Origin of the sequence: Pseudomonas sp. SWI36, assembly GCF_002948105.1 — a bacterium.
Lineage (GTDB): Bacteria > Pseudomonadota > Gammaproteobacteria > Pseudomonadales > Pseudomonadaceae > Aquipseudomonas > Aquipseudomonas alloputida.
In genome coordinates, this window is the sequence record NZ_CP026675.1 from 1,889,154 (window position 1) to 1,903,097 (window position 13,944).

General features: G+C 58.1%; 9 protein-coding genes and 2 rRNA genes. 6 read left to right on the forward strand and 5 right to left on the reverse strand.

Annotation, left to right across the window (positions count from 1 at the left end; genetic code table 11):
* Positions 1-103: 103 nt before the first annotated feature.
* The 3 genes from C4Q27_RS09300 to tyrS all read right to left on the reverse strand — a co-directional run bounded on the left by C4Q27_RS09300 (position 104) and on the right by tyrS (position 6,779).
* Positions 104-2,996 (reverse strand): 23S ribosomal RNA (locus C4Q27_RS09300).
* Positions 2,997-3,288: 292 nt separating this feature from the next.
* Positions 3,289-4,825, reverse strand: a 16S ribosomal RNA gene (locus C4Q27_RS09305).
* Together the 16S and 23S rRNA genes form the textbook arrangement of a ribosomal RNA operon.
* A gap of 754 nt (positions 4,826-5,579) precedes the next feature.
* Positions 5,580-6,779 (reverse strand): tyrosine--tRNA ligase, encoded by a 1,200-nt coding sequence (tyrS, locus tag C4Q27_RS09310; RefSeq protein ID WP_064491031.1) that lies wholly within the window; start codon positions 6,777-6,779, stop codon positions 5,580-5,582.
* Positions 6,780-6,992: 213 nt separating this feature from the next.
* On the opposite strand from tyrS, the gene C4Q27_RS09320 reads away from it, so the two are divergent.
* A complete protein-coding gene (locus C4Q27_RS09320) occupies positions 6,993-8,414 on the forward strand; it encodes a peptidoglycan DD-metalloendopeptidase family protein (RefSeq protein WP_003255509.1) in 1,422 nt (473 codons plus the stop codon).
* Between the two features lie 3 nt (positions 8,415-8,417).
* Positions 8,418-9,509: an anhydro-N-acetylmuramic acid kinase gene (locus tag C4Q27_RS09325; protein ID WP_064491032.1), complete on the forward strand. Its 1,092-nt coding sequence runs from the start codon at positions 8,418-8,420 to the stop codon at positions 9,507-9,509.
* 59 nt (positions 9,510-9,568) lie between these two features.
* Here the strand turns inward: C4Q27_RS09325 and erpA are convergent, their stop codons facing one another.
* Both erpA and argC read right to left on the reverse strand, forming a co-directional pair.
* Positions 9,569-9,919: an iron-sulfur cluster insertion protein ErpA gene (gene erpA / locus C4Q27_RS09330; protein ID WP_003255511.1), complete on the reverse strand. Its 351-nt coding sequence runs from the start codon at positions 9,917-9,919 to the stop codon at positions 9,569-9,571.
* Positions 9,920-10,066: 147 nt separating this feature from the next.
* The gene (gene argC, locus C4Q27_RS09335; RefSeq protein ID WP_019472953.1) at positions 10,067-11,101 is read right to left on the reverse strand and encodes an N-acetyl-gamma-glutamyl-phosphate reductase; all 1,035 of its coding nucleotides are present in this window, start codon (positions 11,099-11,101) and stop codon (positions 10,067-10,069) included.
* 142 nt (positions 11,102-11,243) lie between these two features.
* On the opposite strand from argC, the gene hemJ reads away from it, so the two are divergent.
* From hemJ to C4Q27_RS09355, 4 genes are all read left to right on the forward strand, one after another.
* Positions 11,244-11,669 carry a protoporphyrinogen oxidase HemJ gene (gene hemJ / locus C4Q27_RS09340; RefSeq protein ID WP_010951764.1) on the forward strand — a complete coding sequence of 142 codons (426 nt, stop codon included), beginning with the start codon at positions 11,244-11,246 and terminating at the stop codon, positions 11,667-11,669.
* Between the two features lie 28 nt (positions 11,670-11,697).
* Positions 11,698-12,654 (forward strand): nitronate monooxygenase family protein, encoded by a 957-nt coding sequence (locus tag C4Q27_RS09345; RefSeq protein WP_064491033.1) that lies wholly within the window; start codon positions 11,698-11,700, stop codon positions 12,652-12,654.
* A gap of 67 nt (positions 12,655-12,721) precedes the next feature.
* Positions 12,722-13,504, forward strand: a complete 783-nt coding sequence (locus C4Q27_RS09350) for an SDR family oxidoreductase (RefSeq protein ID WP_010951762.1) — start codon at positions 12,722-12,724, stop codon at positions 13,502-13,504.
* A 63-nt stretch (positions 13,505-13,567) separates the two neighbouring features.
* Complete coding sequence (locus C4Q27_RS09355) at positions 13,568-13,906, forward strand: histidine triad nucleotide-binding protein (RefSeq protein ID WP_003255518.1); 339 nt, start codon at positions 13,568-13,570, stop codon at positions 13,904-13,906.
* Positions 13,907-13,944: the final 38 nt, after the last annotated feature.

Sequence of the window (13,944 nt, forward strand, 5' to 3'; positions counted from 1 at the left end):
ACAGCCCAGCGAATTCGGATATGTGATATTTGTGGTCTTACGAATTTTCGGGTCTTTCGTCTTCACCACCGCAATCTGCGTCAGCAAATTGCTTGGGTGTTATATGGTCAAGCCTCACGGGCAATTAGTATTGGTTAGCTCAACGCCTCACAGCGCTTACACACCCAACCTATCAACGTCGTAGTCTTCGACGGCCCTTTAGGGGATTCAAGATCCCAGTGAGATCTCATCTTGAGGCAAGTTTCCCGCTTAGATGCTTTCAGCGGTTATCTCTTCCGAACATAGCTACCCGGCAATGCCACTGGCGTGACAACCGGAACACCAGAGGTTCGTCCACTCCGGTCCTCTCGTACTAGGAGCAGCCCCTCTCAAATCTCAAACGTCCACGGCAGATAGGGACCGAACTGTCTCACGACGTTCTAAACCCAGCTCGCGTACCACTTTAAATGGCGAACAGCCATACCCTTGGGACCGGCTTCAGCCCCAGGATGTGATGAGCCGACATCGAGGTGCCAAACACCGCCGTCGATATGAACTCTTGGGCGGTATCAGCCTGTTATCCCCGGAGTACCTTTTATCCGTTGAGCGATGGCCCTTCCATACAGAACCACCGGATCACTAAGACCTACTTTCGTACCTGCTCGACGTGTTTGTCTCGCAGTCAAGCGCGCTTTTGCCTTTATACTCTACGACCGATTTCCGACCGGTCTGAGCGCACCTTCGTACTCCTCCGTTACTCTTTGGGAGGAGACCGCCCCAGTCAAACTACCCACCATACACTGTCCTCGATCCGGATGACGGACCTGAGTTAGAACCTCAAAGTTGCCAGGGTGGTATTTCAAGGATGGCTCCATGAGAACTGGCGTCCCCACTTCAAAGCCTCCCACCTATCCTACACAAGCAAATTCAAAGTCCAGTGCAAAGCTATAGTAAAGGTTCACGGGGTCTTTCCGTCTAGCCGCGGATACACTGCATCTTCACAGCGATTTCAATTTCACTGAGTCTCGGGTGGAGACAGCGCCGCCATCGTTACGCCATTCGTGCAGGTCGGAACTTACCCGACAAGGAATTTCGCTACCTTAGGACCGTTATAGTTACGGCCGCCGTTTACCGGGGCTTCGATCAAGAGCTTCGCTTGCGCTAACCCCATCAATTAACCTTCCGGCACCGGGCAGGCGTCACACCCTATACGTCCACTTTCGTGTTTGCAGAGTGCTGTGTTTTTAATAAACAGTCGCAGCGGCCTGGTATCTTCGACCGGCATGGGCTTACGGAGCAAGTCCTTCACCCTCGCCGGCGCACCTTCTCCCGAAGTTACGGTGCCATTTTGCCTAGTTCCTTCACCCGAGTTCTCTCAAGCGCCTTGGTATTCTCTACCTAACCACCTGTGTCGGTTTGGGGTACGGTTCCCAGTTATCTGAAGCTTAGGAGCTTTTCTTGGAAGCATGGTATCAACCACTTCGTCGCCTGAAGGCAACTCGTCATCAGCTCTCGGCCTTGAAATCCCGGATTTGCCTAAGATTTCAGCCTACCACCTTAAACCTGGACAACCAACGCCAGGCTGGCCTAACCTTCTCCGTCCCTCCATCGCAATAACTGGAAGTACAGGAATATTAACCTGTTTTCCATCGACTACGCTTTTCAGCCTCGCCTTAGGGACCGACTAACCCTGCGTCGATTAACGTTGCGCAGGAAACCTTGGTCTTTCGGCGTGCGAGTTTTTCACTCGCATTGTCGTTACTCATGTCAGCATTCGCACTTCTGATACCTCCAGCAAGCTTCTCAACTCACCTTCACAGGCTTACAGAACGCTCCTCTACCGCATCATCATAAGATGATACCCGTAGCTTCGGTGCATGGTTTGAGCCCCGTTACATCTTCCGCGCAGGCCGACTCGACTAGTGAGCTATTACGCTTTCTTTAAAGGGTGGCTGCTTCTAAGCCAACCTCCTAGCTGTCTAAGCCTTCCCACATCGTTTCCCACTTAACCATGACTTTGGGACCTTAGCTGACGGTCTGGGTTGTTTCCCTTTTCACGACGGACGTTAGCACCCGCCGTGTGTCTCCCATGCTCGGCACTTGTAGGTATTCGGAGTTTGCATCGGTTTGGTAAGTCGGGATGACCCCCTAGCCGAAACAGTGCTCTACCCCCTACAGTGATACATGAGGCGCTACCTAAATAGCTTTCGAGGAGAACCAGCTATCTCCGAGCTTGATTAGCCTTTCACTCCGATCCACAGGTCATCCGCTAACTTTTCAACGGTAGTCGGTTCGGTCCTCCAGTCAGTGTTACCTAACCTTCAACCTGCCCATGGATAGATCGCCCGGTTTCGGATCTATACCCAGCGACTAAACGCCCTATTAAGACTCGCTTTCGCTACGCCTCCCCTATTCGGTTAAGCTCGCCACTGAATATAAGTCGCTGACCCATTATACAAAAGGTACGCAGTCACCTGACAAAGTAGGCTCCCACTGCTTGTACGCATACGGTTTCAGGTTCTATTTCACTCCCCTCTCCGGGGTTCTTTTCGCCTTTCCCTCACGGTACTGGTTCACTATCGGTCAGTCAGTAGTATTTAGCCTTGGAGGATGGTCCCCCCATATTCAGACAAAGTTTCTCGTGCTCCGTCCTACTCGATTTCATTGACAAGAGATTTTCGTGTACGGGGCTATCACCCACTATGGCCGCACTTTCCAGAGCGTTCCACTAATCTCAAATCAACTTAAGGGCTGGTCCCCGTTCGCTCGCCACTACTAAGGGAATCTCGGTTGATTTCTTTTCCTCAGGGTACTTAGATGTTTCAGTTCCCCTGGTTCGCCTCTTGCACCTATGTATTCAGTACAAGATAACCAGCTTATGCTGGCTGGGTTCCCCCATTCAGAGATCTCTGGATCACAGTCTGTTTGCCGACTCCCCAAAGCTTATCGCAGGCTACCACGTCTTTCATCGCCTCTGACTGCCAAGGCATCCACCGTATGCGCTTCTTCACTTGACCATATAACCCCAAGCAATCTGGTTATACTGTGAAGACGACATTCGCCGAAAATTCGTACGTTGCTCTTTCGAGCAGAACTCACAAATTTTACCTTAGCCTGATCCACCAGCAGTGAAACTGGTGTTCAGTCTATATCTATCACATATCCGAATTTTTAAAGAACGATCTGACAAAAGCCAGAAATCAACATTCGATACGAATGCTCATTTCCAGGTTCTGACCAGGAAAAACGTCTTCGACAATGAATCAAGCAATTCGTGTGGGAGCTCATCAGCAGGCTGATGTCGTCGATTAAGGAGGTGATCCAGCCGCAGGTTCCCCTACGGCTACCTTGTTACGACTTCACCCCAGTCATGAATCACACCGTGGTAACCGTCCCCCCGAAGGTTAGACTAGCTACTTCTGGTGCAACCCACTCCCATGGTGTGACGGGCGGTGTGTACAAGGCCCGGGAACGTATTCACCGCGACATTCTGATTCGCGATTACTAGCGATTCCGACTTCACGCAGTCGAGTTGCAGACTGCGATCCGGACTACGATCGGTTTTGTGAGATTAGCTCCACCTCGCGGCTTGGCAACCCTCTGTACCGACCATTGTAGCACGTGTGTAGCCCAGGCCGTAAGGGCCATGATGACTTGACGTCATCCCCACCTTCCTCCGGTTTGTCACCGGCAGTCTCCTTAGAGTGCCCACCATAACGTGCTGGTAACTAAGGACAAGGGTTGCGCTCGTTACGGGACTTAACCCAACATCTCACGACACGAGCTGACGACAGCCATGCAGCACCTGTGTCAGAGTTCCCGAAGGCACCAATCCATCTCTGGAAAGTTCTCTGCATGTCAAGGCCTGGTAAGGTTCTTCGCGTTGCTTCGAATTAAACCACATGCTCCACCGCTTGTGCGGGCCCCCGTCAATTCATTTGAGTTTTAACCTTGCGGCCGTACTCCCCAGGCGGTCAACTTAATGCGTTAGCTGCGCCACTAAAATCTCAAGGATTCCAACGGCTAGTTGACATCGTTTACGGCGTGGACTACCAGGGTATCTAATCCTGTTTGCTCCCCACGCTTTCGCACCTCAGTGTCAGTATCAGTCCAGGTGGTCGCCTTCGCCACTGGTGTTCCTTCCTATATCTACGCATTTCACCGCTACACAGGAAATTCCACCACCCTCTACTGTACTCTAGCTTGCCAGTTTTGGATGCAGTTCCCAGGTTGAGCCCGGGGCTTTCACATCCAACTTAACAAACCACCTACGCGCGCTTTACGCCCAGTAATTCCGATTAACGCTTGCACCCTCTGTATTACCGCGGCTGCTGGCACAGAGTTAGCCGGTGCTTATTCTGTCGGTAACGTCAAAACAGCAAGGTATTAGCTTACTGCCCTTCCTCCCAACTTAAAGTGCTTTACAATCCGAAGACCTTCTTCACACACGCGGCATGGCTGGATCAGGCTTTCGCCCATTGTCCAATATTCCCCACTGCTGCCTCCCGTAGGAGTCTGGACCGTGTCTCAGTTCCAGTGTGACTGATCATCCTCTCAGACCAGTTACGGATCGTCGCCTTGGTGAGCCATTACCCCACCAACTAGCTAATCCGACCTAGGCTCATCTGATAGCGCAAGGCCCGAAGGTCCCCTGCTTTCTCCCGTAGGACGTATGCGGTATTAGCGTTCCTTTCGAAACGTTGTCCCCCACTACCAGGCAGATTCCTAGGCATTACTCACCCGTCCGCCGCTGAATCAAGGAGCAAGCTCCCGTCATCCGCTCGACTTGCATGTGTTAGGCCTGCCGCCAGCGTTCAATCTGAGCCATGATCAAACTCTTCAGTTCAATACTGCTTGGGTTTTTAAGAAACCCTAAACTTGGCTCAGCAATCTCAAATGACTATGTGATTTCTCGCATGGCCACTTGTGATGCTGATAATCTTTTTGACTATCAGTCCGTACTCACAAGCACCCACACGAATTGCTTGATTCGATTTGTTAAAGAGCGTTTGGTTAAGAGCTTTTCGTCTCAACCGAGGCGCGCATTCTACGCTTTCCTCAGAGCCTGTCAAGCGTTTATTTTGAAGTTTTTTGCGAGAAACTCGTTTAGCTTCAAACACTTGGCTCGCTGCGATCTCTCGTAGCGGGAGGCGAATCATACAGCACTCAGAAGCGCTGTCAACCATCATCTCAACCGCTTTCGATCATTCGATCGTAGCCCTTTCAGCTTTTGCCTTAACTACTTAACTCATTGAATCTCAAAGAGTTTTTCGTTCCGATGTCGCTGGAAGTGGGGCGCATTATAAGGGGATTCGAGAGGGCGTCAACCTTTAATTTCAAGAAATTGAAATATAAGGGGGAAAGACCGTATCGGGGCTGCCAAGTGTTCGCCACGACAGTTTCAGCGCCTGTGAGACCGAGCGCCGCCCGCGCGGCGCTCGATCTCACAGGCACTGCAAGGGTTGTGGCGGACACATCTCACCGCCAACACCCTCTCAAAACAGCCCCCTCCCCCTACAACAGCAACCACCAAACCCCAAAAACAAAGCGGGGAGACCTACCGGCCTCCCCGCTTCTATATAGCTACACCATCCAGGCAATCACTCAGCCTTGAGGGTAACCCGGCCAAACGACTTCTTGCCCGCCTGGCACACATGGGTAGCACCAAGGACAAACATGAAGTCCTTGTCGACCACTGCACCATCAACTTTCACCGCGCCGCTATTCAGCAAGTCTCGCGCCTGTGCCGAGTTCTTGACCAGACCAGCCCGGTTCAGCACCGCAGCAATTGGCAGGTCTTCCGCCGCAGCCACTTCGATCTCCGGCAAGTCTTCCGGCAGCTCGCCTTCCTTCATACGGTTACCGGCAGCACGGTGAGCATTGGCCGCAGCCTCCTCACCATGGAAGCGCGCCACAATTTCTTCCGCCAGCTTGATCTTGATGTCACGTGGGTTGGCGCCATTGGCAACATCGACCCGGAACTGCTCGATTTCTTCCATCGAACGGAAGCTCAGCAACTCGAAGTAACGCCACATCAGGGTATCCGGGATAGACACAAGCTTGCTGTACATCACCCCTGGCGCTTCCTGGATGCCGACATAGTTGCCCAGCGACTTCGACATCTTCTTCACGCCGTCGAGCCCTTCGAGCAGTGGCATGGTCACGATGTTCTGCGCTTCCTGGCCATAAGACCGCTGCAGTTCGCGCCCCATCAGCAGGTTGAACTTCTGGTCGGTACCGCCCAGCTCTACGTCCGCCTTCAGCGCTACCGAGTCGTACCCCTGCACCAGCGGATAGAGGAACTCGTGAATGGCAATCGGCTGGTTGGTGGTGTAACGCTTGTCGAAGTCATCACGCTCCAGCATGCGCGCGACGGTGTACTGCGAAGCCAGGCGAATGAAGTCGGCAGGGGTCAGCTTGTCCATCCACGTGGAGTTGAACGCGACCTCAGTCTTGGCCGGGTCAAGAATCTTGAAAACCTGCTGCTTGTACGTCTCGGCGTTCTCCAGCACCTGCTCGCGGGTCAGCGGCGGGCGCGTGGCGCTCTTGCCGCTCGGGTCGCCAATCATGCCGGTGAAGTCACCAATCAGGAAGATGACCTGGTGGCCCAGCTCCTGGAACTGACGCAGCTTGTTGATCAGCACCGTGTGACCCAGGTGCAGGTCAGGTGCGGTCGGGTCGAAGCCAGCCTTGATGCGCAGAGGTTGGCCGCGCTTGAGCTTCTCCACCAGTTCCGACTCGACCAGTACTTCTTCCGCACCGCGCTTGATAAGCGCCAGCTGCTCTTCAACCGACTTCATAGACAAACCCGCAAGGCTCAGATTCAGGGGGAGCCAACCATACAAGATCGGCCGTCAAATACAAGTTTCGCAAAGGAATGTGACCCGAACACAGGCTTGCGGCGTCTACGCGCCCTTGCGTGAAAATGGATTTGGTTATATTTTATACAGTTATTTCATCTTCATCATGTCATTCATCTTTTCCATTTCACTTTTTTCAAAGTCACCTTGCCCATGACCAACGAACCGCCTAAAGCGCCCCCGCTTTATCCGAAGAGCCATCTGTTGGCCGCCAGCGGCATCGCCGCCCTGCTCAGCCTGGCTTTGCTGGTATTTCCTTCCAGCGAAGTGGAAGCCAAGAAAACCACCCTCAACCTCGAGCTCGAAAGCCCTGCCGAGCAGTTGAAAGACGAATCCCGCGCCGCGCCACTGGTGCAAAGTGAAGGTGAGCAAGGCTCGCCTTTCGCCCAGATCGAAGAGGCTACCCCCGAAACCCAGAAGGCCGATCAGCAGGCCCCGGCCGCTGAGCCGGTTGCCGAGGCCGCCAAGGAGCCTGGCCACCGCGAAGTCACCGTGGCCCGCGGCGATACCCTGTCCACCCTGTTCGCCAAGGTCGGCCTGCCAGCCAATGCTGTGCATGATTTGCTGGCCAGCAACAAGCAGGCCAAGCAGTTCAGCCAGCTCAAGCACGGCCAGGTCTTGCAATTTGAGCTCGACAAGGATGGCCAGCTGGCCAGTCTGCACAGCAAAGTCAGCAACCTCGAAACCATTCGCCTGACCAAAACCGCCAAGGGCTACACCTTCAATCGTGAAATCAGCAAGCCGGTGATACGCACTGCCTATGCCCACGGCGTGATCAAGAGCTCGCTGTCTGCTTCCGCCCAGCGCGCCGGCCTGTCCCACAGCATGACCATGGACATGGCCCGCGTGCTGGGTTACGACATCGACTTCGCACAGGATATTCGCCCTGGGGACGAGTTCGACGTGGTCTACGAACAGAAGGTGATGGACGGCAAGGTCGTCGGCACCGGTAACATCCTCTCTGCGCGCTTCACCAACCGCGGCAAAACCTACACTGCCGTGCGCTACACCAACAAGCAGGGCAACACTACCTACTACACCGCCGACGGCAACAGCCTGCGCAAGGCCTTCATCCGTACGCCCGTCGACTTCGCCCGCATCAGCTCGCGCTTTTCCGCCGGTCGCAAGCACCCCATCCTGAACAAGATCCGCGCCCACAAAGGCGTCGACTACGCGGCCCCCCGCGGTACGCCGATCAAGGCAGCCGGTGACGGTCGCATCGAACTGGCCGGGCGCCGTGGTGGCTACGGCAATACCGTGATCATTCAGCATGGCAACCGCTACAAGACGCTGTATGGCCACATGCAGGGCTTTGCCAAAGGCATCAAGACCGGCAGCACGGTCAAACAGGGCCAGATCATTGGCTACATCGGCACTACCGGCCTGTCCACCGGCCCACACCTGCACTACGAGTTCCAGGTCAACGGCGTGCACGTCGACCCGCTGAGCCAGAAGGTGCCAATGGCTGACCCGATTGCCAAGAACGAGCGTCAGCGCTTCCTGCAGCAGAGCCAGCCGCTGATTGCCCGCATGGATCAGGAAAAGGCCACCCTGCTCGCAGCGAACAAGCGCTAAGCCATGGCGCTCTACCTGGGGGTGATGTCCGGTACCAGCCTCGATGGCCTGGATATCGCCCTGGTCGAACAAGGCGAGCAGCTTGAACTGCTCGCCACCCACTACCTGCCCATGCCCCCGGACCTGCGCCAGGACCTGCTGGCCCTGTGCAGCAGCGGCCCTGACGAGATTGCCCGTGCAGCACTGGCGGAAAACCGCTGGGCCAGCCTGGCCGGCGAAGGTATCCGCCAACTGCTGGCTCGCCAGGGACTGAAGCCCGAAGCCGTTCGCGCCATCGGCAGCCACGGCCAGACCATTCGCCATGAACCGGCCCGCGGCTTTACTGTGCAGATCGGTAACCCCGCACTGCTCGCCGAACTGACCGGCATCAGCGTGGTCGCCGACTTCCGCCGTCGCGATGTGGCTGCCGGCGGCCAAGGCGCGCCACTGGTACCGGCCTTCCACGAAACCCTGTTCAGCCAGCTTGGCCGACGCCTGGCAATCCTCAACGTAGGCGGCTTCAGCAACCTCAGCCTGATCGAGCAGGACAAGCCGGTTCATGGGTTCGATTGCGGCCCGGGGAACGTGTTGCTGGATGCCTGGATCGAGCGCGAGCACGGCCACGCCTATGATGCAGATGGCGCCTGGGCTGCCTCGGGTGTGGTTCAGCCCGGGTTGCTCAGCGCACTGATGGCTGACCCGTTCTTTGCCGGCAGCGGCCCGAAGAGTACCGGCCGCGAGGTGTTCAACCTGCCTTGGCTGGATCGCCACCTGGCCACCCTGCCGGCATACCGGGCCCAGGACGTGCAGGCGACACTGCTGGAACTGACCGCACGCAGCATCATCGATTCGCTTGGCAAAGCCCAGCAAGGCACCGAGGCGCTGTTGGTCTGTGGTGGAGGCGCCCGCAACGGCGCGCTGATGGCCCGTCTTGGCCAGCTGCTACCTGCGGCCCGTGTCGCAAGCACTGGCGCCTATGGCGTAGACCCGGACTGGGTCGAAGCCATGGCCTTCGCCTGGCTGGCTCACTGCTGCCTGGAGGGTATCGCCGCCAACCGCCCCAGCGTCACTGCCGCCAAGGGCCTGCGCGTACTGGGCGCAATCTACCCGGCATAGCCACTACGCCAGAAAGCAAAACGCCGCGCAATTGCGCGGCGTTTTCGTATGCCCAACCCTTAGATCGAAAACGACGACCCGCAACCGCAGGTGGTCGCGGCATTCGGGTTCTTGATCACGAAACGCGAACCTTCCAGGCCTTCCTGATAGTCCACTTCGGCACCCGCCAGGTACTGGAAGCTCATCGGGTCGACCACCAGGGAAACGCCCTCGCGCTCGACAATGGTGTCATCTTCGGCCACGTCTTCATCGAAGGTGAAGCCATACTGGAAGCCCGAGCAACCACCACCGGTCACGAACACCCGCAGTTTCAGACGTTCATTGCCTTCCTCATTGACCAGGTTTTTCACCTTCTGGGCTGCCCCATGGGTGAACTCCAGACCGGTAGGGGTGAAGGTTTCGACGCTCATGTTGATTCTCCCGGCGCGGTAGCCGCCATAAAACTCGATGACGCGCATTATCCGCTTTCCCGAGAAAATCGGTCAAGAATTGTGCGGCTTTAGTCGCGACCTGCAAAAAGGCCCGCACGACGCGGGCCTTTTCCACTGCTGGCGGCCTTACGGCAGCAAGCCGGCATGGGACAGGCCCATGCGCTCATCCAGACCGAACAGAATGTTGAGGTTCTGCACCGCCTGGCCGGAGGCACCCTTGACCAGGTTGTCGATCACCGAAAGCACCACCACCAGATCACCACCCTGCGGACGATGAACGGCAATGCGGCAGACGTTGGCACCACGCACGCTACGGGTTTCCGGATGGCTGCCTGCTGGCATTACGTCGACGAACGGTTCATCGGCGTAGCGTTTCTCGAACAGCGCCTGCAGGTCGACCGAGGTATCGACCACGTTCGCGTACAGGGTGGCGTGGATGCCACGGATCATCGGCGTCAGGTGCGGCACGAAAGTCAGGCCGATGTCCTTGCCCGCAGCCAGGCGCAGGCCCTGGCTGATCTCCGGCAAGTGGCGATGGCCCTTTACCGCGTAGGCTTTCATGCTTTCGCCGGCCTCGCAGAACAGCGAGCCCACTGCCGCACCACGACCAGCGCCGCTCACACCCGACTTGCAGTCGGCGATCAGGCGCGACGGGTCAGCCAGGCCCGCCTCCAGCAGCGGAAGGAAGCCCAGCTGGGTTGCAGTCGGGTAGCAACCCGGCACAGCGATGAGGCGTGCCTGGCGGATCTTCTCGCGGTTGACTTCGGGCAGGCCATAGACTGCGTCCTTGAGCAGCTCTGGCGCGCCATGGGGCTGACCGTACCACTTGCCCCACTCAGTGGCATCCTGCAGACGGAAGTCGGCCGACAGGTCGATCACCTTGGTGCCAGCCGCCAGCAGCTCACCGGCCAGGGCGTGGGCAACACCATGCGGCGTGGCGAAGAACACCACATCGCAGGCGGCCAGAGCCTTGCTGTCCGGCACGCTGAACGCCAAACCGTCATAGTGGCCGCGCAGGTTCGGGTACATGTCCGCCACCGCCACGCCCGCCTCGGAGCGCGAAGTGATGACCGCCACTTCGGCCTGTGGATGCTGTGCCAGCAGACGCAACAGTTCGACGCCGGTGTAACCCGTGCCGCCGACGATACCGACCTTGATCATAACGCTTGCCCCTTATCAACGAGCCGTCTGGAAAGCGCACGATAATAGGGGCGCAGGGCGCCTGTAACAACTCTTCGGGTGACCCTTCGGGCGCCTGACCACTACTATCTGACGACCGTGACTATCTGAAGGAACTCCCTCCATGCTTTACCTATGGATCAAAGCGCTGCATATCGTCAGCGTGGTCTGCTGGTTCGCCGGCCTGTTCTACCTGCCCAGGCTGTTCGTCTACCACGCCCAGAGCCAGGACAGCATCAGCCAGGAACGCTTCGTGACCATGGAGCGCAAGCTGTACCGCGGCATCATGAACCCGGCGATGATCGCCACCTACGTGTTTGGCGCCTGGATGCTGTACCTCACCCCCGGCTGGCTGAGCCAGGGGTGGCTGCATGCCAAGCTCACCCTGGTCATCCTGCTGACCGGCTACCATCACGTGTGCGGTGCCCAGCGCAAACGCTTCGCCAACGGCACCAACACCCGCAGCCACGTTTACTATCGCTGGTTCAACGAAGTGCCCGTGCTGATCCTGCTGGCTATCGTCATTCTGGTGGTGGTGAAACCGTTCTGACATAGCCACCCGCTCAAGGAGCCTTGCCATGTCGCTACCTGCTTCGCTCGAACAACGCCTGCGGCTGCCCGTGGTTGCCGCGCCGATGTTCCTCATCTCCAACCCCAAACTGGTGCTGGCCTGCTGCGCCAGCGGCGTGGTTGGCAGTTTCCCGGCCCTGAACCAACGCGACAGCGCTGGCTTCAAGGCCTGGCTGGAAGAGATCGAGGCTGGCCTGGCTCAACTGCAGGCGCCAGCGCCCTACGCCGTCAACCTGATCGTCCACCCGACCAACCCGCGCCTGCAGGCCGACTTGGCCTTGTGCGTCGAACACCGTGTACCAATCGTTATCACCAGCCTGGGGGCGGTAAAGGAAGTGGTCGATGCCGTACACGGCTACGGCGGCCTGGTGCTCCACGATGTCACCACCCGCCGGCATGCCGAAAAGGCCGCCGAAGCCGGTGTCGATGGCCTTATCGCCGTCGCCGCAGGCGCGGGCGGCCATGCCGGCACCTGGAGCCCGTTCGCCCTGGCCGCAGAAATTCGCCAGTTCTTCGACAAGACCCTGCTGCTGGCTGGTTGCATTAACCACGGCCACGAGATCCTGGCCGCACAACTGCTGGGGGCGGACCTGGCGTACATGGGCACGCGCTTCATCGCCACCACAGAAAGCCAGGCTCAGGGCGCCTACAAACAGATGCTGCTGGATGCCCATGCCGCCGACATCATCCACACACCCGTGGTGTCCGGCATCCCCGCCAGCTTCCTGCGCCAGAGCCTGGAGCAGGCCGGCTACGACATGAACGCCCTCAAAGCGGGGCAGGTGCAAGGCAAGCTCAAGCCGATCGATGACGAAGCCAAGGCCTGGAAGACCGTATGGTCAGCGGGCCAGGGCGTCGGTGCCATCCATGACCTGCCCAGCGCCAGCGCATTGATCGAGCGCCTGCATGGCGAGTACCGGCAAGCCCTGGAGCACTGCCAGGTTCTGCGCGCCCGCGCCTTGTAGCAAAAGGCAACACCTTGCACGGGCAAGTTGTACACTAGGCGCCCTCTTCCGCCCCCAGGAGCCTTGCATGACCCGTTACGCCATGATCACTGGTGCTTCCAGCGGCCTGGGCCTGGCCTTGGCGGAAGCGCTGGCACGGCGCGGGCGCAATCTGATCCTGGTGGCACGCCAACGAGAAACGCTGGAGCCTGTTGCCATCGAGCTGACTCAGCGTTTCGGCGTCGAGGTGCTGTTCCGCGCCTGCGACCTCAGCCAGCCGCTGCGCCTTTCAGGCTTCGTGCTAGAGCTGGAAGAAGGCGAGCGGCGTATCGACTTGCTGGTCAACTGCGCGGGCTTGCGCACCTATGGGCCGTTCCTGGCCCATGAATGGGCCGACGAACAGGATCTGCTGGAAGTCAACGTGCTGGCCCTGAGCCGCCTGTGCCATGCCATCGGTAACCTGATGGCTGTACAGGGTGGCGGGCAGATTCTCAACGTCGCCGGCCTGGCCGGGGTGGCGCCTGGCCCATGGATGGCCGCCTATGCCGCCAGCAAGGCCTACGTGTTGAGCTTTTCCCAGGCCCTGCGCGAAGAACTCAAGCGCACCGGCATCAAGGTCTCGGTACTGTGCCCTGGCCCGGTACGTTCCGCACGCCGGCGCATTGCGCGGCTCGATGGCAAGCCGCGCTGCCTCAGCCCCGAGGAAGTGGCGCTGTACACCGTGCGGGCACTGGACAAGAACCGCGCACTGATCATGCCCGGCCGGCGCAACCGCTGGCTGGCGTTCGCACCGCGGCTGCTGCCGCGCTGGCTGGTGCGCAAGCTGGCCGGGGCCATCCACCGCCGCTATTGCCCCTCAGGCATGGAATAGCCACTGGGCGAGCGGCTCACGGCTGAGTACACTCGGCCCGACCCTCACCATGGAGCAAGTGCTGTGGACGATCTATTCCTCAAAATCATCAACCGGGAAATCCCGGCAGATATCATCTATGAAGACGACCAGATCCTGGCCTTCAAGGACATTGCACCCGCGGCACCGGTACATTTTCTGGTCATCCCGAAAAAGCACATTCGCACCCTCAATGACCTGACCGAAGAAGACAAGGCCCTGGCTGGCCACATCCTGTTCACCGCCCAGCGCCTGGCTGTCGAACAAGGCTGCGAGGAAGGTTTCCGTGTGGTCATGAACTGCAACCCCAAAGGCGGCCAGACCGTCTACCACATCCATATGCACGTGCTTGGCCAGCGCCAGATGAACTGGCCTCCGGGCTGACCCACGGCAAGCGACCCCGCCGCTATTGCGGTAAACTG